Origin of the sequence: Streptomyces bambusae (assembly GCF_020532645.1) — a bacterium.
GTDB lineage: Bacteria > Actinomycetota > Actinomycetes > Streptomycetales > Streptomycetaceae > Streptomyces > Streptomyces bambusae.
Map to the genome: position 1 here is coordinate 41,674 of NZ_JAJAUZ010000024.1, position 25,645 is coordinate 67,318.

Sequence of the window (25,645 nt, forward strand, 5' to 3'; positions counted from 1 at the left end):
CCCGTCAGTACGGACTGCAACCGGTCCCGGGGCGGCGGCCCGCGGCCGGGAGGCCGTCGGGTGGAAGAGACCTCCGGCAGCGATGACGCTGACCTTGAGCCGTAGCGATCTGCCGGAGGCGTGAAGTGGACGTTTCGTTGTACACGTGGGTGCTGACCATTGCCGGTCTGGGCATCCTCATCGGGGCCGACTTCTTCATCGGCCGCAAACCGCACGACGTGTCGGTCAAGGAGGCCGGCATCTGGACGGTCGTCTGGATCGTCCTCGCCATCCTCTTCGGCCTCGGCCTGCTGGTCTTCGGCAACAGCCAGGCCTCCGGCGAGTTCTTCGCAGGATTCATCACCGAGAAGTCGCTGAGTGTCGACAACCTCTTCGTCTTCGTCCTGATCATGGCGAAGTTCGCGGTCCCGTCCCACCTCCAGCAGCGCGTGCTGCTGGTCGGCGTGCTGATCGCCCTGGTGCTGCGCGCGATCTTCATCGCCGCCGGCGCCGCGATCATCGCCAGCTTCTCGTGGATCTTCTACATCTTCGGTGCGTTCCTGATCTACACCGCCTGGAAGCTCATCCAGGAGGCCCGCTCCGACGACGAGGACGAGGAGTTCGAGGAGAACCGCCTCCTGAAGTCCGTCGAGAAGAAGTTCGGCGTCGCCGACCGCTACCACGGCACCAAGCTCTTCATCCAGTCCAACGGCAAGCGCATCCTGACCCCGCTGATGGTCGTCATGCTCGCCATCGGCACGACCGACGTGCTGTTCGCCCTGGACTCGATCCCCGCGATCTTCGGCCTGACTCAGGACCCGTACATCGTCTTCACCGCGAACGCGTTCGCCCTGATGGGCCTGCGCCAGCTGTACTTCCTCATCGGCGGCCTGCTCAAGAAGCTGGTCCACCTCAGCTACGGCCTGTCGATCATCCTCGGCTTCATCGGCGTCAAGCTCGTGCTGCACGCCCTGCACGAGAGCGGCGTCCACGTCCCCGAGATCTCCATCCCGTTCTCGCTGGCGGTGATCTGCGCCGTCCTCGTCGTCACCACCATCACCAGCCTGATCGCCTCGAAGAAGCAGGCGGCGGCCGAGGCCGCCGAGGCTTCGGACGGCAAGGAGTCCGTCGAGGCCTGACCTCGGCAACAACGACCGGGCCGGTCGGGGCGGCAGCCCCGGCCGGCCCGCGTGCGTCCCGGCTCAGGCGGCCGCCGGCTCGGTGGCCGCCTCCGGGGCCGCGGCCGGTCCCGCCGCCGGTGCGGTCTCGGGCAGCAGCGCGAAGCAGCACAGGCTGACCAGGGCGATCCCGGTCAGGTACGCGGCCACCCTCCAGGGCGGCCCGCCGTCACCGGCCAGCGCCGTCGCCACGATCGGGGTGAGCGCACCGCCGAGCACCCCGCCGAGGTTGTAGCCGACCGCCGCGCCCGTGCAGCGCACCCGCGGCTCGAACAGTTCCGGCAGGTACGCCGCGATCACCGACAGGATCATCACCATGGTGACCAGGGCCACCGTGAAGCCGAGCGCCATCGGCAGCGGGCGGCCCGTGCGCAGCAGCGCGGCCATCGGGAACATCCACAGGGCGGCCGCCGCGCAGCCTGCCAGGCACACCGGCCGCCGGCCCCAGCGGTCGCCGAGCAGCGCGAACACCGGGGTCAGCGGGGCCTTGATCACGACCGCGGTCATGATGCACGCGAGCATGGTGGTCCGCCCCACGCCCAGGTGCTCCGTCCCGTACGCCAGGGACCAGGTGGTCACCGTGTAGAAGATCGCGTACCCGATGGCCAGGCCGCCGCCGCTGAGCAGCACCGGCCGCCAGTGCCGGCGGAACACCTCGGTGAGCGGGGCCTCGGCCCGCCGGCCGGACTCGGCGAGCGCGCGGAAGGCCGGGGTCTCCTCCAGGGAGGCCCGCAGCAGCAGCCCGCCGGCCGCCAGCAGGCCCGCGAACCAGAACGGCACCCGCCAGCCCCAGGTGCGGAACTGGTCGTCCGTGAGGGCCGCGGACAGGACCAGCATGATCCCGTTGGCGAGCAGGAAGCCGACCGGCGGGCCGGTCTGCGGGATGCTCGCCCACAGACCGCGCCGCCGCGCCGGGGCGTGCTCGGCGGTCAGCAGCACGGCCCCGCCCCACTCGCCGCCGAGCCCGAGACCCTGCAGGAAGCGCAGGACGAGCAGCAGTACCGGGGCGGCCACCCCGATCGAGGCGTACGACGGCAGGCAGCCGACGGCGACCGTGGCGACGCCGGTGAGCAGCAGCGAGGCGAAGAGCACCGGCCGGCGGCCGTGCCGGTCGCCGATGTGGCCGAAGACGAGGGACCCGAGCGGGCGGGCCACGAACCCGACGCCGAACGTGCCGAACGCGGCGAGGGTGCCGGCCAGCGGGGAGAAGGTGGGGAAGAACAGCGGTCCGAGGACGAGCGCAGCCGCCGTCCCGTAGACGAAGAAGTCGTAGAACTCGATCGCGGTGCCGGCGAGCGAGGCCGCGGCCAGCCGGGGCATGGAGGGGCCGGTGCGGGCGGCGGGGGCCGGGCCGGGGGTGCCGGCCGGGGCGGAGGAGGGGCCGTCGGGAGGGGCTTCGTACATGAGACTCCGTGTACCCGGTCGGAGCCGGTCACGGAGCGGGTACGGCCATCCTCGACCCGAACGGGTTTCCGGCGGATCGTGATTGACGCCGGGGGCCCGGTCCGCCGGTCCCGTGGTACGGGCGGCGGGCCGGGCCGGGCGGGATCACCAGCCGCGCTCGCGCCACTCCGCGAGGTGCGGGCGCTCGGCGCCGAGCGTGGTGTCGCCGCCGTGGCCCGGGTAGACCCAGCTCTCGTCCGGCAGCCGGCCGAAGAGCTTGGCCTCGACGTCGTCGAGCAGGCTCGTGAAGTCGGCCTTGTCGCCGCGCGTGTTGCCGACGCCGCCCGGGAAGAGGCAGTCTCCGGTGAACACGTGCGGGTGCCCGTGCGGGTCGTCGTAGACCAGGGCGATCGAGCCCGGGGTGTGCCCGACCAGGTGGCGGGCGGTCAGCTCGACCCGGCCCACCCGGATGACGTCCCCGTCCTCGACGGGCACGTCGGTGGGCACCGGGATCCCCTCCGCGTCGTGCCGGCCCGCGTACGTCCGGGCGCCGGTCGCGTCGACGACCTCGCGCAGGGCGCCCCAGTGGTCCCCGTGCCGGTGCGTGGTGACCACGGAGGAGATGCCGTCGTCACCGATCAGTGCCAGCAGGGTGTGCGCCTCCGCGGCCGCGTCGATCAGCAGCTGCTCGCCCGTGGCCCGGCACCGCAGCAGGTACGCGTTGTTGTCCATCGGACCCACCGCGACCTTGGAAATCATCAGGTCCGCGAGCTCGTGCACATCCGCCGGCCCGCCCACCTTCACCGCTCCGCTGTATGTCATGGCGGCAGCCTAATTCGTCGCCGGCTACAGCGGGGGGAGCAGCGGGAGGTCCCCGCCGTCGACGACCGTGTGCGCGCCCTTGTCCCCGCGGCCGGCCAGCCAGCCGAGCAGTTCGGCGCCCGTGCCGCTGACGGTCACCGGGGTGCCCTCGCTGCCGCCGGTGCGCCAGGTCGGGGCGGGGTCGTCGTGGCCGAGCCGGAGGGTGACGGGCGGGACGTCGGGGCGGCCGGACCAGCGGTCGGCGAGGAAGGAGATCTCGCGGGCGGTGAACTCGTCCGGCAGGTCCGACAGCTCGTAGCCGACGCCGAGGTCGACGTGGTGCAGCTCGACCTCGATCAGGCGGCGGAACGGGATGTTGGCCGCGGCGTCCTTGACGCCGTTGCGCAGCTCCACGGTGCGGGCCCAGTCCTGCGCGGGCTCCGTGGTGGCGGTGAAACGGGCGTGGCTCTCGCGCAGGTCGGCGAGGTGCGCGTCGAGCGGCCGCGGGGCGTCGCGCTCGATGTCCGCGTCGCGGGCGTCGCCGCTGACGTACATGGGACGGCCCTCCAGCACGTTGACGAGGGCGTCGGCGTTGCGGGCCAGGTGGGCCAGGACGTGACCACGGGTCCAGCCGGGCAGGCGTGACGCCTCGGCCAGTCCCGCGTTGTCGAGGGTGGCGAGCGAGGCGAGCAGACGGTCGGTCGCCGCATCGAGGAGCGCCAGGTCGTGCACATGATCGTTCATGGGGCCGACGATAGCGCCGCCACTCCTTCGGGTGAAGGAACTCTCCGGGCACCGTAAATCGAATGCGCGTGCTATAGGCTCGGAAACCTGACCGCGGCGCACCGCTGTGGCCGCCCCCATACCCTGGGACGGGGGGCTCCGTCCCCCGCTCTCTCAAGAAAGGTGCGGACCGGCGTGACCGACCGTCTCATCGTCCGCGGCGCTCGCGAGCACAACCTCAAGAACGTCTCGCTCGACCTGCCCCGCGACTCGCTCATCGTCTTCACCGGGCTGTCCGGGTCGGGCAAGTCCTCGCTCGCGTTCGACACGATCTTCGCCGAGGGCCAGCGCCGGTACGTGGAGTCGCTGTCCTCGTACGCCCGGCAGTTCCTCGGCCAGATGGACAAGCCCGATGTCGACTTCATCGAGGGCCTGTCCCCGGCCGTGTCCATCGACCAGAAGTCGACCTCGCGCAATCCGCGCTCCACGGTCGGCACCATCACGGAGGTCTACGACTACCTCCGCCTGCTCTTCGCCCGCATCGGCAAGCCGCACTGCCCCGAGTGCCGGCGGCCGATCTCCCGGCAGTCGCCGCAGGCCATCGTCGACAAGGTGCTCGCGCTGCCTGAGGGCAGCCGCTTCCAGGTGCTCTCGCCGCTGGTGCGCGAGCGCAAGGGCGAGTTCGTCGACCTCTTCGCGGACCTCCAGACCAAGGGGTACAGCCGGGCCCGGGTGGACGGGCAGACCGTCCAGCTCACCGAGCCGCCGGCCCTGAAGAAGCAGGAGAAGCACACCATCGAGGTGGTCGTCGACCGCCTCACCGTCAAGGAGAGTGCCAAGCGCCGGCTCACCGACTCGGTGGAGACCGCCCTCGGCCTGTCCGGCGGCATGGTCATCCTCGACTTCGTGGACCTCGCCGAGGACGACCCCGAGCGCGAGCGGATGTTCTCCGAGCACCTCTACTGCCCGTACGACGACCTGTCGTTCGAGGAGCTGGAGCCGCGCTCGTTCTCCTTCAACTCGCCCTTCGGCGCCTGCCCCGACTGCACCGGCATCGGCACGCGGATGGAGGTCGACCCCGAGCTGATCATCCCGGACGAGGAGAAGAGCCTCGACGAGGGTGCCGTCTCGCCCTGGTCCCTCGGCCACACCAAGGACTACTTCCAGCGCCTGGTCGGCGCCCTCGCCGACGAGCTGGGCTTCCGTACGGACATCCCGTGGGCCGGGCTGCCGCAGCGGGCGAAGAAGGCCCTGCTGCACGGGCACAAGACGCAGATCCAGGTCCGCTACCGCAACCGGTACGGCCGCGAGCGCGCGTACACCACCGCCTTCGAGGGTGCGGTGCCGTTCGTCAAGCGCCGGCACTCCGAGGCGGAGAGCGACAGCAGCCGGGAGCGGTTCGAGGGCTACATGCGCGAGGTGCCCTGCCCCACCTGCGAGGGCACCCGTCTGAAGCCGATCGTGCTGGCCGTGACGGTGATGGAGAAGTCCATCGCCGAGGTCGCCGGGATGTCGATCAGCGAGTGCGCGGACTTCCTCGGCCGGCTCCGGCTGGACGCGCGCGACAAGAAGATCGCCGAGCGGGTCCTGAAAGAGGTCAACGAGCGGCTGCGCTTCCTGGTCGACGTCGGCCTCGACTACCTCTCGCTCAGCCGGGCCGCCGGCACCCTGTCCGGCGGCGAGGCCCAGCGGATCAGGCTGGCCACGCAGATCGGCTCCGGCCTGGTCGGCGTGCTGTACGTGCTCGACGAGCCGTCCATCGGTCTGCACCAGCGGGACAACCACCGGCTGATCGAGACCCTGGTCCGGCTCCGCGACATGGGCAACACCCTGATCGTCGTGGAACACGACGAGGACACCATCAAGGTGGCCGACTGGGTCGTGGACATCGGCCCCGGGGCCGGCGAGCACGGCGGCAAGGTCGTGCACAGCGGCTCGCTGAAGGAGCTGCTTGCCAACAAGGAGTCGATGACCGGGCAGTACCTGTCCGGCCGGAAGTCGATCGCGGTGCCGGACACCCGGCGGCCGGTCGACGCGGACCGCCGGCTCACCGTGCACGGCGCCCGCGAGAACAACCTCCAGGACATCGACGTGTCCTTCCCGCTGGGCGTGCTCACGGCCGTCACCGGTGTCTCCGGCTCCGGCAAGTCCACGCTGGTCAACGACATCCTGTACACGCACCTGGCCCGGGAGCTCAACGGCGCCCGGTCGGTGCCGGGCCGCCACACCCGGGTGGCCGGCGACGACCTCGTCGACAAGGTCGTGCACGTGGACCAGTCGCCGATCGGCCGGACCCCGCGGTCCAACCCGGCCACGTACACCGGTGTCTTCGACCACGTGCGCAAGCTGTTCGCGGAGACCATGGAGGCGAAGGTCCGCGGGTACCTCCCGGGCCGGTTCTCCTTCAACGTGAAGGGCGGCCGCTGCGAGAACTGCTCCGGCGACGGCACCATCAAGATCGAGATGAACTTCCTGCCGGACGTGTACGTGCCGTGCGAGGTCTGCCACGGGGCGCGCTACAACCGGGAGACACTGGAGGTCCACTACAAGGGCAAGTCCATCGCCGAGGTGCTGGACATGCCGATCGAGGAGGCCCTGGACTTCTTCGAAGCGGTCCCGACCATCGCCCGGCACCTGCGGACGCTGAACGAGGTCGGCCTCGGGTACGTCCGACTCGGGCAGTCCGCGCCCACCCTGTCCGGCGGCGAGGCGCAGCGCGTGAAGCTGGCCTCGGAGCTGCAGAAGCGGTCCACCGGGCGGACGGTGTACGTGCTGGACGAGCCGACGACCGGGCTGCACTTCGAGGACATCTCGAAGCTGATCAAGGTGTTGTCGGGGCTGGTGGACAAGGGGAACTCGGTGATCGTCATCGAGCACAACCTCGACGTCATCAAGACGGCGGACTGGGTCATCGACATGGGCCCCGAAGGCGGGTACGGCGGCGGCCTGGTGGTCGCCGAGGGCACGCCGGAGCAGGTCGCGTCGGTGGGCGCCAGCCACACGGGCAAGTTCCTGCGGGACATCCTGGGCGCGGACCGGGTCAGCGATGCGGTCCGCGCGGTGCCGGCGGCCCGGAAGTCGGCGAAGAAGACGGCCGCCAAGCGGCCGACGAAGCGCGCCTGACCCCGGGGCTCCGCCGCGGACCCAGGGTCCTCGAACACCGGACGGGCCGGACGGGGCACATCCGGCCTCGCCGGCGTTTGAGGCGCGGGGGTGCGGGGGCGGAGCCCCGGGGCCTCCTGGCCGGTCAGGCGAGGTCCGCGGCGGAGGGAGGGTCGGCGCCCGGGCGGGTGCAGGTCACGGCGGCGGCGCGGGCGGCGAAGGACAGGACGGCGGGCCAGTCGGGCGGTCCCGGCAGAGACAGACGGTGCAGGAGGGCGGCACTCACCGTGTCGCCCGCACCGATCGTGTCCGCCACGGCGACCCGAACCGCAGGGACGGACCACCGCCCGCCCGCCCGCGTCGTCACCGACAGCCCGGCCGCACCCCGCGTCAGGACGACCGCCGACGGCCCCGCCGCCAGCCAGTCGTCCACCCCGCCGCCCAGCCAGGCCGCGTCCTCCTCGGACAGCTTCAGCACGGACACGTACGGCAGCCAGGACCGGAACCGCGCCCGGTACGCCTCGGGGTCCGGGATCAGGCCGGGCCGGATGTTCGGGTCCAGCAGCGTCAGCAGCCCCCGCCCCGCCTCCCGCCGCAGCAGGGCCTCGTACGCGCTCGCCCCCGGCTCCAGCACCAGCGAGCACGTGCCGAGGGCCAGCGCCCGGGCGCCGTCCGGCAGCGCGGGCGGCAGCCGGAACAGCCGGTCGGCCGTGCCCTCCGCGTAGAACCCGTACCCGGCGGAGCCGTCCGGTCCGACCGAGGCCACCGCCAGGGTCGTCGGCTCCGGCCCGCGCTGCACCGGCGACAGGTCCACGCCCGCCGCCCGCAGCCCGGCCAGCAGCGTCTCGCCGAAGCCGTCCGTCGACACCCGCGAGCAGAAGGCCACCGGCGAGCCGAGCCGGCCCAGCGCGAGCGCGGTGTTGTACGGCCCGCCGCCCGGCCGGGGCGCCAGCAGGCCCCCGGCCGCCGGGACCAGGTCGATCAGTGCTTCTCCGCCCACGACGATCACGCGGGCGAAGGTAACGCATCACGGGCCCCCGGGTATGGTCGGGAGGCGCACCCGCCGCACACCCATTCGCCGCCATCCGTGGAGAAGCCATGCCCGAGCAGTCCGCAGCCCGCCGTACCGTCCTCAAGGGGGCTGCACTGGCCGGTGCCGGGGTCGCGCTCACCGCCTGCTCCACGGAGACCAACAGCGGCTACGGCAGCCCCGCCGTCCCCACCGCCCCGGTGGAGCTCGGCGACGCGGCCGACGTGCCGGTCGGGGGCGCCAGGCTGTACCGCGAGAACAAGCTGCTGGTGAGCTGCCCGGCCGAGGGCCAGTACAAGGCGTTCAGCGCCCAGTGCACCCACGCCGGCTGCGTCCTCGACAAGATCGAGGACGGCGAGGGCAACTGCCCCTGCCACCGCAGCCGCTTCGACGTGACCACCGGCAAGGTCATCCAGGGGCCGGCCACCGACCCGCTGCCCGCCGTCCCGGTGAAGGCCGTGGGCGGCAAGCTGATCGCGGGCTGACCACGGGCTGACCACGGGCTGACCACGGGCTGACGGGCGGGCTGACCGGGGGCGGGCCGCGCGCCTGCCGCGGTCAGTCCCAGTCCCAGGCGATCCCCACCAGCCCGCGCCGCACGCTCGGCTCGACCAGGTGCACCGCCCGGTGCCGGCCGTTCGGCGTGAGGTCCGCCAGCTCGGTGCGCGGAGTGCCCGGCGCGGTCCGCGTGAACCGCCGGCAGCGCACCGGCAGCGCCGCCTCGTCGAAGCGGACCTGGAGCATGTACTGCCCGCCCGCATAGCTGAACCCGCGGACGTACTCGCTGCTGCACCCGCCGGTGCCGTCCTCGAAGCCGTAGCCGAAGACGTACGTGTCCCCGGCCCGCAGCCGCGCGTCGAACAGCAGCTCCGCCACCACCACCCCGGTCGCCCGGTCCCAGCGGACCCGCCCGGTCCGGCAGTTCTCGTACGCCCGCACCTCCACCCGCGCCGGATCGCAGCCGGGATCGCCGGCGTGGATGGCCAGGTAGCGGTCCACCCCGTCCCGGTGCGCGCGCAGCACGTGCTGAGAGTCGCGGCCCTGCAGTTCGCGGGCCGGGCCGATGCGCACCCACTCGTGGTGCCCCACCGTGTGCAGCCCGCCGTCCGCCGGCACCTCCAGCTCCGCGAGCAGTTCCTCGACGGTGGCGCCGTCCGCCACCAGACTCCGGTACGGGCGGGCGGCCGGGCGCACCGCCCGGTCCGCGTCGGCCGGCGGACCGCCCGGGGCCAGCAGCCGTACGAGCGACCCGGCAGGCAGCTCCAGGATCTGCTCCAGGGCCCGCACGGCCCGCAGCGACTCGGCGCGCTGCGGCCGCCGGGCCCCCTGCTGCCAGTAGCTCAGGCTGGTCACCCCGACCTTGATGCCCCGGCCCGCCAGCCGGTGCTGGACCCGGTGCAGCGGCAGCCCGCGGGCCGCCAGCGCCGCCCGCAGCGCCAGGTGGAAGGGGCCGGTGCGCAGCAGTCCGGCCAGCTCCGCGCCGGCCGCGCCGGCCGCGCCGGCCTGCCGCGCGGCGTCCGGGACCCCTGCCGGTCCGGTGGTCCGCGCCATGGGGTCTCCTCTTGTGAACGTTCACGTGCGGCGGGGCCGGGCGGGCCGGGGGACCGCGCCGGCGGCGCCGGGGAGCCAGGTGGTGCGACCACGGCCGTTCACACCGCAGTCTCGCCGTTCACACTGCAATGTCACCGCGTATTGAACCGTGTTGACCTGATCGCGACAACACCCTGATGCTCCTCCACACGCGTCCGGACGCGCTCCTCCATCCCCACGGATCCCCACTTCGGGAGGAACGCGATGCTCAACCGATCGAGGCGGCCGGCGCTGGCCGCCCTCGTCACCGCACTGCTGCTCGCCCTGCCCCTCGGCACCGCAACCGCCGCGCCTGCCGCAGGTCCGCAGGACGCGCAGCAGTCCGCCCCGGCCCCCACCGCGGCACTCGCCTCCAAGCGACTCGACATCACCATGCAGGAACAGCAGAAGACCAACTGGTGCTGGGCGGCCGGCGGCAACACCATCGCCACCTGGTTCGGCCGCAATTACAGCCAGAACCAGTTCTGCAACGCCGCCTTCAACCGCCAGCAGGGCTACGACTGCCCGAACAACCAGGCCACCCTCGGCAACGTCCAGACCGGCCTCAACTGGGCGGGCATCAGTTCCGGTTCGTACGTGAACGGCTGGCTGCGCTACACCACCGTCCAGAACGAGATCAACTACAACCGCCCCATCGAGACCCGCATCCAGTGGTCCAACGGCGGCGGCCACATGCACGTCCTCTACGGCTACGACACCGCGAACAACTGGGTCTACTGGGGCGACCCCTGGCCCTCCAGCTACCGCTACAACTGGGCCTCGCACGACTGGTACGTCAACAACAGCACCTTCTCCTGGACCCACTCGCTCTACCGGATCGGGGCGTGACCGCGATGGACCCGATGACCGTCCCCGCCCCGAAGCGGCTGCGGGCCGCTGCCCTCGGCGCCGCCGTCGTCGCCGCCCTGCTCGGCCTCGCCCCGCAGGCCGCGGCCGCCGCTCCCGCACCTCCGTCCGCCGACGCCGGCAGCCGGGCCGCCGCCCACCGGGCGGCCGCCGCGCCCGCCAGCCTCGCCACCCTGTCCCGGTTCTTCGCCCGCGAGGGCCGGGTCTCCCTCGCCGCCGCCAGGCCCCGCATCGACGGCGCGGCGCTGCCCGTCCACTACCTCTCGCCCGAGTTCGTCGCGGGCAAGGCCGGCGCCCCGGTGGCCCGGCTGGAGTTCCTCGCCAGCAAGGCGGTCTCCGCCGACGGCCAGACCGCCGCCCTGTGGACCGCGAAGACCCCGGCCGGCTGGCAGGTCGTGAACATCGCCGCCGGCGACGACGAGTTCCGCTACACCGCCCGGGGCGCCCGGAAACTCCCGGGCGGCACCGTCTTCCGCGAGCCCCAGATCGACGCCTGGTACGTGGCCGGGGGAACCCGGGTCCTCCCGCTCGACGAGGACGCCGTCCGGGCCGTCGGGGCCCGCGGCACGACCCTGGCCGCGTACCGGACCCGCGTCGCGAAGGCGTACGGCGACAAGCTGCCCGGCTCCGCCTACGCCAAGGCCGGCAAGGCGGGCGGCTACGCCCCGGCGGCCGCCACCGCGGCCCCTGCGGCGGCCGCCCCGTCCGCCGCCCCCCTGGCGGCCGGGGCCGCCGCCGGCGCCCTCGCCCTGGGCGCCCTCGGCACCCTGGCGGTCCGCCGCCGCCGGGCCGCCGCACGCCCGTAGCGGCACCCCGCAGCCGGGCCCGGCAACGGGCCCGGCTGTCGGCCCCCGCCAGTAGGGTGGACGGCATGGCCGACCCCTCCAGCTACCGCCCCCAGCCGGGCCAGATCCCCGATTCCCCCGGGGTCTACAAATTCCGCGACGAGCACCGCCGGGTGATCTATGTCGGGAAGGCCAAGAGCCTGCGCCAGCGCCTGGCCAGCTACTTCCAGGACCTCGCCGGACTGCACCCGCGCACCGCCACCATGGTGACCACCGCGGCCTCCGTCGAGTGGACCGTCGTCTCCACCGAGGTCGAGGCCCTCCAGCTCGAATACTCGTGGATCAAGGAGTTCGACCCCCGGTTCAACGTCAAGTACCGGGACGACAAGAGCTACCCCTCGCTGGCCGTCACCCTGAACGAGGAGTACCCCCGGGTCCAGGTCATGCGCGGCCCGAAGAAGAAGGGCGTGCGCTACTTCGGCCCGTACGGGCACGCCTGGGCCATCCGCGAGACCGTCGACCTGATGCTCCGGGTGTTCCCCGTCCGCACCTGCTCCGCCGGGGTGTTCAAGCGCTCCGCCCAGATCGGCCGGCCCTGCCTGCTCGGCTACATCGGCAAGTGCTCCGCCCCCTGCGTGGGCCGGATCAGCCCCGAGGACCACCGCGAACTCGCCGAGGAATTCTGCGACTTCATGGCCGGCCGCACCGGCGCCCAGCTCTCCCGCCTGGAACGGCAGATGCACGAGGCGGCCGAGGAGATGGAGTACGAGAAGGCAGCCCGGCTCCGCGACGACCTGGGCGCCCTGCGCCGCGCCATGGAGAAGAACGCGGTGGTGCTCGCCGACGCCACCGACGCCGACCTGATCGCCCTCGCCGAGGACGAGCTGGAAGCCGCCGTGCAGATCTTCCACGTCCGCGGCGGCCGGGTCCGCGGCCAGCGCGGCTGGGTCACCGACAAGGTCGAGGCCGTCGACACCGCCGGCCTCGTCGAACACGCCCTCCAGCAGCTGTACGGGGAGGAGCAGGGCGAGGGCGTACCCAGGGAGGTCCTGGTCCCCGCGCTGCCCGAGGACCCGGCGGCCGTCGCCGAGTGGCTGGGCCAGCACCGCGGCTCCCAGGTCAGCCTGCGCGTCCCGCAGCGCGGCGACAAGAAGGACCTGATGGAGACCGTCCGGCGGAACGCCCAGCAGTCCCTCGCCCTCCACAAGACCAAACGGGCCGCCGACCTCACCACCCGCTCCCGGGCCCTGGAGGAGATCGCCGAGGCCCTCGGCCTCGACAGTGCGCCGCTGCGCATCGAGTGCTTCGACATCTCCCACCTCCAGGGGCAGGACGTCGTCGCCTCCATGGTCGTCTTCGAGGACGGGCTGGCCCGCAAGGGCGAGTACCGGCGCTTCCAGGTCAAGGGCCGGGTCGGCGACACCCAGGTGTGGCACGGGGAGGGGCAGGACGACGTCCGCTCCATGCACGAGGTCGTCTCGCGCCGCTTCCGCCGCTACCTCCAGGAGAAGCTGAAGACGGGGGAGTGGACCGCGGAGGACGGCGAGGACGAAGGCCCCCGCGAGGCCGAGGACGGCCGCCCCCGCCGCTTCGCCTACCCGCCCCAGCTCGTGGTCGTCGACGGCGGGCAGCCGCAGGTCGCCGCCGCCCAGCGGGCCCTCGACGAGCTGGGCATCACCGACGTCGCCGTGTGCGGCCTCGCCAAGCGCCTCGAAGAGGTGTGGCTGCCCGGCGAGGAGGACCCGGTCGTCCTCCCGCGCACCAGCGAGGGGCTGTACCTCCTCCAGCGGGTGCGTGACGAGGCCCACAGGTTCGCCATCCAGTACCAGCGCAACAAGCGCGGCAAACGCATCAAGGCAAGCCCCCTCGACGCCGTGCCCGGTCTGGGGGAGACCCGCAAACAGGCCCTGGTGAAGCACTTCGGTTCGGTGAAGCGGCTCCGGCAGGCGACAATCGACCAGATCTGCGAGGTCCCCGGGATAGGCCGCAAGACGGCCGAGACCGTCGCGGCGGCCCTCGCCCGGGCAACCCCCGCCGCTCCTGCCGTCAACACGGCGACAGGAGAGATCATTGAAGACGAGGCCCCCGCACCCGCGGGGATCCCGTCCGACCGGGGGAACCGACCATGACCGAGCACGACCGAACAGCGCACGACCGAGACGGAGCACAGGTGAGTACGGGCCCGAGCGTGGAGGCCGGTGAAGCCGCCGAGGCGGCCATCCCCGAGCTGGTGATCATCTCCGGCATGTCCGGAGCCGGCCGCAGCACGGCCGCAAAGTGCCTGGAGGACCTCGGCTGGTTCGTCGTCGACAACCTGCCGCCGGCCCTCATCCCCACCATGGTGGAGCTGGGCGCCCGGTCCCAGGGCAACGTGGCGCGCATCGCCGTCGTCGTCGACGTCCGCGGCCGCCGCTTCTTCGACAACCTCCGCGACTCGCTCGCCGACCTCGACACCCGCGGCGTCACCCGGCGCATCGTCTTCCTGGAGTCCTCCGACGAGGCCCTGGTGCGCCGCTTCGAGTCGGTCCGCCGCCCGCACCCGCTGCAGGGCGACGGCCGGATCGTCGACGGCATCGCCGCCGAGCGCGACCTGCTGCGCGAGCTGCGCGGCGACGCCGACCTGGTGATCGACACCTCCAGCCTCAACGTGCACGAGCTGCGCGCGAAGATGGACGCCCAGTTCGCGGGCGACGAGGAGCCCGAGCTGCGGGCCACCGTCATGTCCTTCGGCTACAAGTACGGCCTGCCCGTCGACGCCGACCTCGTCGTCGACTGCCGCTTCATCCCGAACCCGCACTGGGTCCCGGAGCTGCGGCCCTTCACCGGCCTGAACCCCGAGGTCTCGGACTACGTCTTCGACCAGCCCGGCTCCAAGGAGTTCCTGGACCGCTACACCGAGCTGCTCCAGCTGATCGCCGCGGGCTACCGCCGCGAGGGCAAGCGGTACGTGACCATCGCGGTCGGCTGCACCGGCGGCAAGCACCGCAGCGTGGCCATGTCCGAGAAGCTCGCCGCCCGCCTCGCCTCCGAGGGAGTCGAGACCGTCGTCGTACACCGGGACATGGGGCGCGAGTGACCAGGAGCCTGCGGCTGCGCCGCCTGCGCCGGCTCGGCCCGGGGCGCGACGACTCCGCGCCCCGGGCCGCCCGGCGGCGCGGCGCCCAGCCCAAGGTCGTCGCCCTCGGCGGCGGCATGGGCCTGTCGGCGTCGCTCGCCGCGCTGCGCCGGATCACGGGCGACCTGACGGCCGTGGTCACCGTCGCCGACGACGGCGGCTCCAGCGGCCGGCTCCGCGAGGAGCTGGGCGTGCTGCCGCCGGGCGACCTGCGCAAGGCGCTGGCCGCGCTGTGCGGGGACGACGACTGGGGCCAGACCTGGGCCCGGGTCATCCAGCACCGGTTCGCCAGCAAGGGCGAGATGCACGGCCACGCCGTCGGCAACCTGCTGATCGTGGCCCTGTGGGAGCAGCTCGGCGACCACGTCAGCGCCCTCGACCTGGTCGGGAGGCTGCTGGGTGCCCAGGGCCGGGTGCTGCCCATGTCGGCGGTCCCGCTGGAGCTCCAGGCGCTGGTGCGCGGCCACGACCCGGCCCGCCCCGACGACGTGGACACCGTCCGCGGCCAGGCCACCGTCGCCCTGACCCCGGGCGAGGTCCAGTCCGTGCACCTGGTGCCGCACGACCCGCCGGCCGTGCCGGAGGCCGTCGAGGCGGTCCTCGACGCCGACTGGGTGGTGCTCGGCCCGGGCTCCTGGTTCTCCTCGGTCATCCCCCACCTGCTGGTGCCGCAGCTCCTCGACGCGCTCGTCGAAACCAAGGCGCGCCGGGTGCTGTCGCTGAACCTCGCCCCGCAGCCCGGGGAAACCGACGGGTTCTCTCCGCAGCGTCATTTGGAGGTTTTGGCCCGACACGCCCCTAAACTCGCCCTGGACGTGGTGCTGGCCGACGAGGCTGCCGTACCCGACCGCGAGTCCCTCGCCGACGCCGCCAAGCGGTTCGGCGCCGCGGTCGAGCTGGCGCCCGTGGCCAGGAAGGACGGTTCTCCGAAGCACGATCCGGAGCTCCTGGCCGCCGCGTACGACCGTATTTTTCGGATGCATGGAAGGATCGGCCCATGGCGATGACGGCAGCGGTGAAGGACGAGATCTCCCGGCTCCCCGTCACCCGCACCTGCTGCAGGAAGGCGGAGGTCTCGGCGATCCTCCGGTTTGCCGGCGGCCTGCACCTGGTGAGCGGCCGGATCGTGATCGAAGCGGAGCTGGACACCGGGATCGCCGCGCGCCGGCTGCGCAAGGACATCCTGGAGATCTTCGGGCACTCCTCGGACCTGGTCGTGATGGCACCCGGCGGCCTGCGCCGCGGCAGCCGTTACGTGGTCCGGGTGGTGGCCGGCGGTGACCAGCTGGCCCGCCAGACCGGTCTGGTGGACGGCCGCGGCCGTCCGATCCGCGGCCTCCCGCCGCAGGTGGTCTCCGGGGCCACCTGTGACGCCGAGGCGGCCTGGCGCGGGGCGTTCCTGGCGCACGGTTCGCTCACCGAGCCCGGCCGGTCCTCCTCGCTGGAGGTCACCTGCCCCGGCCCGGAGGCAGCGCTCGCCCTGGTCGGCGCCGCCCGCCGGCTGTCCATCGCGGCCAAGGCGCGCGAGGTGCGCGGGGTGGACCGGGTCGTCGTCCGGGACGGCGACGCCATCGGCGCCCTGCTGACCCGGCTCGGCGCCCACGAGTCGGTGCTGGCCTGGGAGGAGCGGCGGATGCGCCGCGAGGTCCGCGCCACCGCCAACCGGCTGGCCAATTTCGACGACGCCAACCTGCGCCGCTCGGCCCGCGCGGCCGTGGCCGCCGGCGCCCGGGTGCAGCGCGCCCTGGAGATCCTCGGCGAAGAGGTGCCCGAGCACCTCGCCGCGGCCGGCCGGCTGCGCATGGAGCACAAGCAGGCCTCGCTGGAGGAGCTGGGCGCCCTCGCCGACCCGCCGCTGACCAAGGACGCGGTGGCCGGCCGGATCCGCCGGCTGCTGGCGATGGCCGACAAGCGGGCCCAGGACCTGGGCATTCCCGGCACCGAGTCGAACCTGACCGAGGAGATGGCCGACAACCTGGCCGGCTGACCGGCCTGCGCCCCGCCGACCGCCTCAGGAAGGGGCCCGCACCCGCCCGTGCGGGCCCCTTCCGGCGCGTTCACGCCTTCTTGCCGTACGCCGTATTGACATGGTCATGTGGGGTTCGTGAGCCTTGCGTCCACCACGTCCGTGGCACACAACGCCCAGGGGGGCACATGAGGCACCGCGCGAGATCGATCCTCGCCGCCAGCGCACTCGTCCTCGGTTCGATGGCCGCCGTTCCGGTGGCGCAGGCCCAGCCCGGCGGCACCGCCCCCGGCCCGGCCGCCGACGAAGTACGGGTCTACGACGCCGACATCACGCGGGATCAGGTCCCGCTCGTCCTCGCCGCCGGACAGGACGGGCACGAGCTCAGCGAGCGCGCCCCCGCGAAGGGCACCGCCCGAGTGGAACTCTTCCTCACCGGGGCCCAGGCCAAGGCGCTCGCCGCCCAAGGCGTCCGGCTCGCGGAGCGGAAGGTCCCGGCCGGCGCCACCGCCCGCGCCCGGGCCGCCGGCGACGGGGTCTTCCGCCCGTACAGCGGCGCCGGCGGCCTCAAGGAGGAGATCGTCCGCACCGCCGCGGCCAACCCGGGCCTGGCCAAGGTCGTCTCCATCGGCAAGTCCGTGAAGGGCCAGGACATCCTCGCCCTCAAGGTCACCCGCGGCGCCCGCAGCTCCAAGGACGGCTCCAAGCCCTCCGTGCTCTACATGTCCAACCAGCACGCCCGCGAGTGGATCACCCCGGAGATGACCCGCCGGCTGATGCACCACGTCCTCGACGGCTACGGCAAGGACAAGCGCATCACCCGGCTGGTGAACACCACCGAGCTGTGGTTCCTGCTGTCCGCCAACCCCGACGGCTACGACTACACCCACGCCGCCGACGGCGAGCGGCTGTGGCGCAAGAACATGCGCGACAACGACGGCGACGGCAAGCACACCAGCTCCGACGGCGTCGACCTCAACCGCAACTTCGCCTTCAAGTGGGGCTACGACAACGAGGGTTCCTCGCCCAGCCCGTTCAGCGAGACCTACCGCGGCAAGGGCCCCAACTCGGAGCCCGAGACCGTCGCCCTCGACCGGTTCGAGCGCCGCATCGGCTTCGAGTACGGCATCAACTACCACTCCGCCGCCGAGCTGATCCTCTACGGCGTGGGCTGGCAGGTCGCCACCCCCACCCCTGACGACGTGGTCTACAAGGCCCTCGCCGGCACCCCGGAGAAGCCCGCCGTACCCGGCTACCACCCGCAGGTCTCCTCCGAGCTGTACGTGACCAACGGCGACGCCGACGGGCACGCCGGCAACGTCAACGGCATCATGATGTTCACGCCGGAGATGACCACCTGCCAGACCGCCTCGGCGATCGACCCGAACGACGCCTGGAAGCCCGAGGACTGCCGCTCCGGCTTCAACTTCCCGGACGACGAGAAGCTCATCCAGGGCGAGTTCGCCAAGAACATCCCCTTCGCGCTGTCCGTCGCCGACAGCGCCGCGCGCCCCGACCGGCCGGTCTCCTCGGTCGGCATGACCGCCGCCGAGTTCACCCCCGACACCTTCACCACGTCGTACGCCCGCGGCGCCGGCCAGCCCGTGGCCGTCACCGCCCGCAAGGCCCTGCGCAACAAGCAGCTGCACTACCGCGTCAACGGCGGCCGCACCCACCACAAGCCGCTCAAGGCCTGGCAGGGGGGCGAGGTCTACGGCGGACTCGACAACCTCTGGTACGACCAGTACCGCGGCACCGTCGAGGGCGCCCGCCCGGGTGACACCGTCGAGGTCTGGTTCACCGGCCGCAACGCCGCCGGCAAGACCCTCGCCAGCGGCCGCTCCTCCTACACCGTGGCCGCCCGCCCGCGCGCCGACGTCCTCGTCGTCGCCGAGGAAGGCGCCCCGGCCAAGCACGCACAGGCGTACGTGGACGCCGTGCGCGCGAGCGGCCGTACCGCGGTGGTCTGGGACGTCGCCACCCAGGGCGCGCCGCACGCGCTCGGCGTGCTGTCCCACTTCCGCGCCGTCGTCCACCACACCGGCGCCCAGGCGCCCGGCGGCGCCACCCAGCTCGCCCTGCGCGACTACCTCAACGAGGGCGGCAAGCTGGTCGAGGCCGGTGAACTCGCCGGCGGCCGGGCCCAGGTGGGCCCCGCGCTGACCGACGACTTCAGCCAGTACTGGCTGGGCGCCTTCGGCCGCACCAACGCCCGCGGCGCCACCGGCTTCACCGGTGCCGGCGCCCTCGGCGGCGTCCAGGGCGCGGTCGGCGACGCCGACGGCAACCCGCTCAACGCCCCCGGCGCGTACTCCGTCACCTCGGACGCCCTCGACCCGAAGACGTTCCCGCAGTTCCGCAGCGCGCAGGCGGGCTCGTACGCCGGCGTGGTCAACCCGTACGCCCCGTACGCCGGGTCGTGGATGGCCGCGACCACCCACGAGGACGACGCATGGCGCCGGCTGGTCCGCACCGTCGACCTGACCGGGGTCACCGCGGCCGACCGCCCGCAGCTCAAGACGGCCCTCAACTGGAACACCGAGCCGGGCTACGACCACGCCGTGCTGGAGGCCCACACCGCCGGCGGCGAGGACTGGACCACCCTGCCCGAAGCCTCCGGCCTGACCACCCAGACCGTGCCCGCGGAGTGCGAGGCCGGCTTCTTCATGAACGGCCACCCCTTCCTCGGCCACTACCTGACCCTCGGCGCCGGCGCCTGCACCCCGGCCGGCACCAGCGGGGCCTGGAACAGCTTCACCGGATCCTCCGGCGGCTGGAAGGAGGCCACCTTCGACCTCAGCGCCTACGCGGGCCGGAAGGTCGAGCTGTCCCTGTCCTACATCTCCGACCCGGGCTCCGGCGGCCGCGGCCTGTTCGCGGACCAGACCAGGCTCGTCGTCGGTGGTGCCGAGCGCGACGCCGAAGGCTTCGAGACCTCGCTGGGCGGCTGGACCGCCCAGGGGGCACCTGCCGGAAGTCCCGTGATTCCGGGACAATGGTCCCGCTCCGGCGAGCTGTTCAAGTCCTACGCGTCCGTCACCACGCGTGACACCGTCCTCCTCGGTTTCGGGCTGGAGCACCTGCCCGCGGCCGCGGACCGCTTGGCACTGATCGGCAAGGCGCTCCGCTCGCTCCGCCGCTGACCCAGGGCGACGAGGGCCAAAGTCCCGGCGTCCGGTACCGAAGTCACGGGTACCGGACGCCGGGGCGGACCTGGCACGCGGACCGGCGGGTGTCAGGCGGCGCTCGATGTCACTCCACGCCTCACGGAGAGGTAGGGTCGTAAGCGGTCGGGGACATCCCATACAGCTCGCCGGCGGACAGGCCGGCGCACATACGAGGAGATCGGTTCGTGACGATCCGCGTAGGTATCAACGGTTTCGGCCGTATCGGGCGCAACTACTTCCGGGCGATCCTGGAGCAGGGGGCGGACATCGAGGTCGTCGGTGTCAACGACCTGACGGACAACGCCACCCTCGTCCACCTTCTCAAGTACGACAGCATCCTCGGCCGTCTGAAGCAGGACGTCAGCCACACCGACGACACCATCACCGTCGGCGGCAACACCTTCAAGACCTTCGCCGAGCGCGACCCCGCGAACCTGCCCTGGGGCGAGCTGGGCGCGGACATCGTCATCGAGTCCACCGGCATCTTCACGAAGAAGGCCGACGCCGCCAAGCACCTCGCGGCCGGCGCGAAGAAGGTCCTCATCTCGGCCCCGGCCAAGGACGAGGACATCACCATCGTGATGGGCGTCAACCAGGACAAGTACGACGCGGCCAACCACCACGTCATCTCCAACGCCTCCTGCACCACCAACTGCGTGGCGCCGATGGCCAAGGTCCTCGACGAGAACTTCGGCATCGTCAAGGGCATGATGACGACGGTCCACGCGTACACCAACGACCAGCGCATCCTGGACTTCCCGCACTCGGACCTGCGCCGCGCCCGCGCCGCCGCCGAGAACATCATCCCGACCTCCACCGGTGCCGCCAAGGCCACCGCGCTGGTGCTCCCGCAGCTCAAGGGCAAGCTGGACGGCATCGCGATGCGCGTCCCGGTCCCCACCGGCTCGGTCACCGACCTCGTCCTGGAACTCGACCGCGAGGTCACCAAGGACGAGATCAACGCAGCGTTCCAGAAGGCCGCGGAGGGCCAGCTCAAGGGCATCCTCGACTACACCGAGGACGCGATCGTCTCTTCCGACATCGTGAACTGGCCGGCCTCCTGCACCTTCGACTCCTCCCTGACCATGGTTCAGGGCAAGCAGGTCAAGGTTGTCGGCTGGTACGACAACGAGTGGGGCTACTCCAACCGCCTCGTCGACCTCACCGTCTTCGTCGGCGGCCGGCTCTAGTCAACAGGGCAGGCACCACGATGTAAGCGAAGGGCTCGGGCGGCGCAACGGTGCGCCGCACGGGCCCTGTTGCTTGCCGCGTCACCAGTCGCCCACCGGGTGAAGGTCAACAAAGGAGTCAGAACAGCACCATGAAGACCATCGACGAACTTCTCGCCGAAGGCGTCGCGGGCAAGCGCGTCTTCGTACGCGCCGACCTGAACGTGCCGCTCGCCGACGGCGTGATCACGGACGACGGCCGCATCCGCGCCGTCCAGCCGACCATCGCGAAGCTCGCCGAGGCCGGCGCCCGCGTGATCGTCGCCTCCCACCTCGGCCGCCCGAAGGGCGCGCCGGACCCGGCCTTCTCGCTCGCCCCGGCCGCCGCGCGCCTCGGTGAACTCCTGGGCCGGGACGTCGCGTTCGCCACCGACACGGTCGGCGCCTCCGCCAAGGAGACCGTCGCCGCGCTCGCCGACGGCCAGGTCGCCGTGATCGAGAACCTGCGCTTCAACGCCGGCGAGACCTCGAAGGACGACGCCGAGCGCGGCGCCTTCGCCGACCAGCTCGCCGAGCTGGCCGACGTCTACGTCGGCGACGGCTTCGGCGCCGTCCACCGCAAGCACGCCTCGGTCTTCGACCTCCCGGCGCGCCTCCCGCACGCCGCCGGCCATCTCATCGCCACCGAGGTCGGCGTCCTGAAGAAGCTCACCGCCGACGTGCGGCGCCCGTACGTCGTGGTGCTCGGCGGCGCCAAGGTCTCCGACAAGCTCGCCGTCATCGACGAGCTGCTCGGCAAGGCCGACCGCATCCTGATCGGCGGCGGCATGGCGTACACCTTCCTCAAGGCCAAGGGCCACGAGGTGGGCATCTCCCTGCTCCAGGAAGACCAGATCCCGGCCGTCCTGGAGTACATGGAGCGCGCCGAGAAGACCGGTGTCGAGCTGGTCCTCCCGGTCGACGTCCTGGTCTCCACGGACTTCCCCGACCTCAAGGGCAAGACCCCGGCCGTCTTCGAGACCGTCGACGCGGACAAGATCCCCGCCGACAAGGAGGGTCTCGACATCGGCCCGAAGACCCGCGAGCTGTACGCCTCGAAGATCGTCGACGCGGAGACGGTGTTCTGGAACGGCCCGGTCGGCGTCTTCGAGCACCCCGACTACGCCGGCGGCACCACCGCCGTGGCGCAGGCCCTGCTCGACAGCAGCGCCTTCACCGTGGTCGGCGGCGGCGACTCCGCCGCGGCCGTGCGCACCCTCGGCTTCGACGAGAACGCTTTTGGACACATCTCCACCGGCGGTGGCGCCAGCCTCGAATACCTCGAAGGCAAGACTCTCCCCGGCATCGCAGCACTGGAAGGCTGACCCGTGACCGACCGCACTCCGCTGATGGCGGGCAACTGGAAGATGAACCTCAACCACCTTGAGGCCATCGCCCACGTCCAGAAGCTCGCCTTCGCCCTGGCCGACAAGGACTACGACGCGACCGAGGTCGCGGTCCTGCCGCCCTTCACCGACCTCCGGTCCGTCCAGACCCTGGTCGACGGCGACAAGCTGAAGATCAAGTACGGCGCGCAGGACATCTCCGCGCACGACTCCGGTGCGTACACCGGCGAGATCTCCGGCCTGATGCTGTCCAAGCTGAAGTGCTCGTACGTGGCCGTCGGCCACAGCGAGCGCCGCCAGTACCACGGCGAGACCGACGAGCTGTGCAACGCCAAGGTCAAGGCCGCGTTCAAGCACGGGATCACTCCGATCCTGTGCGTCGGCGAGGGCCTCGACGTCCGCAAGGCCGGTGACCAGGTCGCCTACACGCTCGCCCAGGTCGACGGCGGCCTCAGGGACCTCCCGGCCGACCAGGCCGAGTCCGTCGTGATCGCCTACGAGCCGGTGTGGGCCATCGGCACCGGCGAGGTCGCCACCCCCGAGGACGCCCAGGAGGTCTGCGGGGCCATCCGCGGCCGGCTGGCCGAGCTGTACTCGCAGGAGCTGGCCGACAAGGTCCGCATCCAGTACGGCGGCTCCGTGAAGTCCGGCAACATCGCCGCGATCATGGCGCAGCCCGACGTCGACGGCGCCCTGATCGGCGGCGCGGCGCTGGACGTGGACGACTTCGTGAAGATCGTCCGCTTCCGCGACCAGTGAGAGTTGCTGTGAGTAGGCGGTAGGACGGATCCGTCGTACCCTTGCGGGGGCCGGTGGCTGAGGCAGCCAGCCGGCCCCCGCTTCGATTCCAGGAAAGTCCCGGAAATCCCGGAAAGCCCAGGAAAGTAGGATCCAGCCGTGATTATGGGGTTCTCGATCGCCCTGATCGTCTTCAGCCTGCTGCTGATGCTGCTGGTGCTGATGCACAAGGGCAAGGGCGGCGGTCTCTCCGACATGTTCGGCGGCGGCATGCAGTCGTCCGTGGGCGGCTCCTCCGTCGCGGAGCGCAACCTCGACCGCATCACCGTCGTGGTCGGTCTGCTGTGGTTCGCGTGCATTGTCGCGCTCGGCCTGCTGATGAAGCTGGACAGCTGACCGTTCTCCGGTACGGCCGGGCCCGCCCGGCCTAGAATGGCGCTCGGGCGCCGCGCGTTGGGTCTACGTAGACTGGGGCGCCCGCGACGGAGGATTATCCACTCTCGCTTCGCGGCACCATCACGCAGGGAGTTACGACCGTGGCAAGTGGCAACGCGATCCGTGGCAGTCGGGTCGGAGCGGGGCCGATGGGCGAGGCCGAGCGCGGCGAGTCCGCGCCGCGCCTGCGCATCTCCTTCTGGTGCTCCAACGGGCACGAGACCCAGCCGAGTTTCGCCAGCGACGCGCAGGTCCCCGACACCTGGGACTGCCCGCGCTGCGGGTTCCCGGCCGGACAGGACCGGGACAACCCCCCCGCGCCGCCGCGCACCGAGCCGTACAAGACCCACCTCGCCTACGTCCGGGAACGGCGCACCGACGCCGACGGCGAGGCGATTCTGGCCGAAGCCCTCGCCAAGCTCCGCGGCGAGATCTGAGCCGGCACACGTGACATGGGGCCCGGCCCGCAGGACACCTCCTGCGGGCCGGGCCCCTTTGTGTGCGGTTCGCGGCTCCTGATCCTTTAGGTTGGAGCACGGCGGGGCACAACAGGACGGGAAGAAGTGTGATGTCCGAGATGAATGCAGGCGGCAGCCGTACCAGGCTCAACCGGACTCCGGAGTGGGCGGCGCTGGCCAAGCACCGCGAGCAGCTGGGCGATGCGCACCTGCGGGAACTGTTCGCGGCCGACCCGGAGCGCGGCTCCTCGTACTCCCTCCAGGTCGGCGATCTGCACATCGACTACTCGAAGCACCTGGTCACCGACGAGACCCTGGCGCTGCTGCGGGACCTCGCGGAGGCGACCGGCGTGGCCGCGCTCCGCGAGGCCATGTTCCGCGGCGAGAAGATCAACACCACCGAGGACCGGGCGGTGCTGCACACCGCGCTGCGGGCGCCCGCGGACGCCGAGATCGACGTGGACGGCGTGAACGTGGTCCCCGAGGTGCACGCGGTCCTGGACAAGATGGCCGACTTCGCCGACCGGGTGCGGTCGGGGGAGTGGACCGGCCACACCGGCCGCCGGATCCGCAACGTCGTCAACGTCGGCATCGGCGGATCCGACCTCGGTCCGGCGATGGCGTACGAGGCGCTGCGCGCCTTCACCGACCGTGACCTCACCGTCCGCTTCGTCTCCAACGTGGACGGCGCGGACCTGCACGAGGCGGTCCGGGACCTGGACCCGGCCGAGACGCTGTTCGTCATCGCCTCGAAGACCTTCGCCACCATCGAGACCATCACCAACGCCACGTCCGCGCGGGGCTGGCTGCTGGACGGGCTCGGCGGCGACCGGGCCGCGGTGGCCCGGCACTTCGTGGCGCTGTCCACGAACGCGGAGAAGGTCGCGGAGTTCGGCATCGACACGGCGAACATGTTCGAGTTCTGGGACTGGGTCGGCGGGCGCTACTCGTACGACTCGGCGATCGGGCTGTCGCTGATGATCGCGATCGGGCCGGAGGCGTTCCGCGAGATGCTGGGCGGTTTCCGGCTCGTCGACGAGCACTTCCGCACGGCGCCGGCGGAGGCGAACGCACCGCTGCTGATGGGGCTGCTGGGGATCTGGTACGGGGCGTTCTTCGGCGCGCAGTCGCACGCGGTGCTGCCCTACAGCCACTACCTGTCGAAGTTCACCGCGTACCTGCAGCAGCTGGACATGGAGTCCAACGGCAAGTCCGTGGACCGCGACGGGAATCCGGTGGACTGGCAGACCGGGCCGGTCGTGTGGGGCACGCCGGGTACCAACGGGCAGCACGCGTACTACCAGTTGATCCACCAGGGGACGAAGGTGATCCCGGCGGACTTCATCGGGTTCGCGCGGCCGGTGGCGGAGCTGTCGGAGGCGCTGGAGGCGCAGCACGACCTGCTGATGGCCAACTTCTTCGCGCAGACGCAGGCGTTGGCCTTCGGCAAGACGCCGGACGAGGTGCGGGCGGAGGGGGTGGCCGAGGAGCTGGTGCCGCACAAGACGTTCGTGGGGAACCATCCGACGACGACGGTGCTGGCGGCTGCGCTGACGCCGTCCGTGCTGGGGCAGCTGATCGCGCTCTACGAGCACAAGGTGTTCGTGCAGGGGGCCGTCTGGAACATCGACTCCTTCGACCAGTGGGGGGTCGAGCTGGGGAAGGTGCTGGCCAAGCGGGTGGAGCCGGCCCTGACCTCCGGAGCCGACGTCCCGGGCCTGGACGCCTCCACCCTCGCCCTGGTCGCCAAGTACCGGCAGGAGCGCGGCCGCGCCTGATCCCCGGCACGCTCCAG

The 25,645-nt window shown here is 72.0% G+C and carries 21 protein-coding genes; 16 read left to right on the forward strand and 5 right to left on the reverse strand.

Going from position 1 to position 25,645, the window contains the following annotated elements; translation table 11 throughout:
* Positions 1–125 precede the first annotated feature (125 nt).
* The gene (locus tag LG634_RS18370) at positions 126–1,118 is read left to right on the forward strand and encodes a TerC/Alx family metal homeostasis membrane protein (protein WP_226734946.1); all 993 of its coding nucleotides are present in this window, start codon (positions 126–128) and stop codon (positions 1,116–1,118) included.
* Positions 1,119–1,181: 63 nt separating this feature from the next.
* On the opposite strand, the gene LG634_RS18375 is transcribed toward LG634_RS18370, so the two are convergent.
* The 3 genes from LG634_RS18375 to LG634_RS18385 form a co-directional block, all read right to left on the reverse strand.
* Positions 1,182–2,477: an MFS transporter gene (locus tag LG634_RS18375; protein WP_226735001.1), complete on the reverse strand. Its 1,296-nt coding sequence runs from the start codon at positions 2,475–2,477 to the stop codon at positions 1,182–1,184.
* A 228-nt stretch (positions 2,478–2,705) separates the two neighbouring features.
* The gene (locus LG634_RS18380; protein ID WP_226734947.1) at positions 2,706–3,362 is read right to left on the reverse strand and encodes an MBL fold metallo-hydrolase; all 657 of its coding nucleotides are present in this window, start codon (positions 3,360–3,362) and stop codon (positions 2,706–2,708) included.
* Between the two features lie 24 nt (positions 3,363–3,386).
* Positions 3,387–4,085, reverse strand: a complete 699-nt coding sequence (locus LG634_RS18385) for a maleylpyruvate isomerase family mycothiol-dependent enzyme (protein ID WP_226734948.1) — start codon at positions 4,083–4,085, stop codon at positions 3,387–3,389.
* A gap of 174 nt (positions 4,086–4,259) precedes the next feature.
* Here LG634_RS18385 and uvrA point away from each other — a divergent pair, with 174 nt between their 5' ends.
* Positions 4,260–7,187: an excinuclease ABC subunit UvrA gene (gene uvrA / locus LG634_RS18390; protein ID WP_226734949.1), complete on the forward strand. Its 2,928-nt coding sequence runs from the start codon at positions 4,260–4,262 to the stop codon at positions 7,185–7,187.
* Between the two features lie 124 nt (positions 7,188–7,311).
* Here uvrA and LG634_RS18395 read toward each other — a convergent pair whose 3' ends face one another.
* Positions 7,312–8,175 carry a carbohydrate kinase family protein gene (locus LG634_RS18395; protein WP_226734950.1) on the reverse strand — a complete coding sequence of 288 codons (864 nt, stop codon included), beginning with the start codon at positions 8,173–8,175 and terminating at the stop codon, positions 7,312–7,314.
* Between the two features lie 89 nt (positions 8,176–8,264).
* On the opposite strand from LG634_RS18395, the gene LG634_RS18400 reads away from it, so the two are divergent.
* Positions 8,265–8,681, forward strand: a complete 417-nt coding sequence (locus LG634_RS18400; protein WP_226734951.1) for a Rieske (2Fe-2S) protein — start codon at positions 8,265–8,267, stop codon at positions 8,679–8,681.
* Positions 8,682–8,754: 73 nt separating this feature from the next.
* On the opposite strand, the gene LG634_RS18405 is transcribed toward LG634_RS18400, so the two are convergent.
* The gene (locus tag LG634_RS18405; RefSeq protein WP_226734952.1) at positions 8,755–9,747 is read right to left on the reverse strand and encodes a hypothetical protein; all 993 of its coding nucleotides are present in this window, start codon (positions 9,745–9,747) and stop codon (positions 8,755–8,757) included.
* Positions 9,748–9,990: 243 nt separating this feature from the next.
* On the opposite strand from LG634_RS18405, the gene LG634_RS18410 reads away from it, so the two are divergent.
* The 13 genes from LG634_RS18410 to pgi all read left to right on the forward strand — a co-directional run bounded on the left by LG634_RS18410 (position 9,991) and on the right by pgi (position 25,628).
* Positions 9,991–10,614 carry a papain-like cysteine protease family protein gene (locus LG634_RS18410; RefSeq protein ID WP_226734953.1) on the forward strand — a complete coding sequence of 208 codons (624 nt, stop codon included), beginning with the start codon at positions 9,991–9,993 and terminating at the stop codon, positions 10,612–10,614.
* 5 nt (positions 10,615–10,619) lie between these two features.
* Positions 10,620–11,438 carry a hypothetical protein gene (locus LG634_RS18415; protein ID WP_226735002.1) on the forward strand — a complete coding sequence of 273 codons (819 nt, stop codon included), beginning with the start codon at positions 10,620–10,622 and terminating at the stop codon, positions 11,436–11,438.
* 65 nt (positions 11,439–11,503) lie between these two features.
* Positions 11,504–13,546, forward strand: coding sequence for an excinuclease ABC subunit UvrC (uvrC, locus tag LG634_RS18420; RefSeq protein ID WP_226734954.1), 2,043 nt, complete (start codon positions 11,504–11,506; stop codon positions 13,544–13,546).
* Positions 13,543–14,493, forward strand: a complete 951-nt coding sequence (rapZ, locus tag LG634_RS18425; RefSeq protein WP_226734955.1) for an RNase adapter RapZ — start codon at positions 13,543–13,545, stop codon at positions 14,491–14,493. Before uvrC ends, rapZ begins: the two co-directional genes overlap by 4 nt.
* 14 nt (positions 14,494–14,507) lie before the next feature.
* Positions 14,508–15,539 (forward strand): gluconeogenesis factor YvcK family protein, encoded by a 1,032-nt coding sequence (locus tag LG634_RS18430; protein ID WP_372482451.1) that lies wholly within the window; start codon positions 14,508–14,510, stop codon positions 15,537–15,539.
* Positions 15,530–16,519 (forward strand): DNA-binding protein WhiA, encoded by a 990-nt coding sequence (whiA, locus tag LG634_RS18435; RefSeq protein WP_226734956.1) that lies wholly within the window; start codon positions 15,530–15,532, stop codon positions 16,517–16,519. Before LG634_RS18430 ends, whiA begins: the two co-directional genes overlap by 10 nt.
* Positions 16,520–16,686: 167 nt before the next feature.
* Entirely contained in the window at positions 16,687–19,641 is a 2,955-nt protein-coding gene (locus LG634_RS18440) for a M14 family metallopeptidase (protein WP_226734957.1), read from the forward strand.
* Between the two features lie 209 nt (positions 19,642–19,850).
* The gene (gene gap, locus LG634_RS18445; protein WP_226734958.1) at positions 19,851–20,855 is read left to right on the forward strand and encodes a type I glyceraldehyde-3-phosphate dehydrogenase; all 1,005 of its coding nucleotides are present in this window, start codon (positions 19,851–19,853) and stop codon (positions 20,853–20,855) included.
* A gap of 131 nt (positions 20,856–20,986) precedes the next feature.
* The gene (locus LG634_RS18450) at positions 20,987–22,198 is read left to right on the forward strand and encodes a phosphoglycerate kinase (protein ID WP_226734959.1); all 1,212 of its coding nucleotides are present in this window, start codon (positions 20,987–20,989) and stop codon (positions 22,196–22,198) included.
* A 3-nt stretch (positions 22,199–22,201) separates the two neighbouring features.
* A complete protein-coding gene (tpiA, locus tag LG634_RS18455; protein ID WP_226734960.1) occupies positions 22,202–22,978 on the forward strand; it encodes a triose-phosphate isomerase in 777 nt (258 codons plus the stop codon).
* Positions 22,979–23,122: 144 nt separating this feature from the next.
* Positions 23,123–23,353 (forward strand): preprotein translocase subunit SecG, encoded by a 231-nt coding sequence (gene secG / locus LG634_RS18460; protein WP_226735004.1) that lies wholly within the window; start codon positions 23,123–23,125, stop codon positions 23,351–23,353.
* Positions 23,354–23,493: 140 nt separating this feature from the next.
* Positions 23,494–23,829 (forward strand): RNA polymerase-binding protein RbpA, encoded by a 336-nt coding sequence (locus LG634_RS18465; RefSeq protein ID WP_007263454.1) that lies wholly within the window; start codon positions 23,494–23,496, stop codon positions 23,827–23,829.
* 140 nt (positions 23,830–23,969) lie between these two features.
* The gene (pgi, locus tag LG634_RS18470) at positions 23,970–25,628 is read left to right on the forward strand and encodes a glucose-6-phosphate isomerase (RefSeq protein ID WP_226735005.1); all 1,659 of its coding nucleotides are present in this window, start codon (positions 23,970–23,972) and stop codon (positions 25,626–25,628) included.
* Positions 25,629–25,645: the final 17 nt, after the last annotated feature.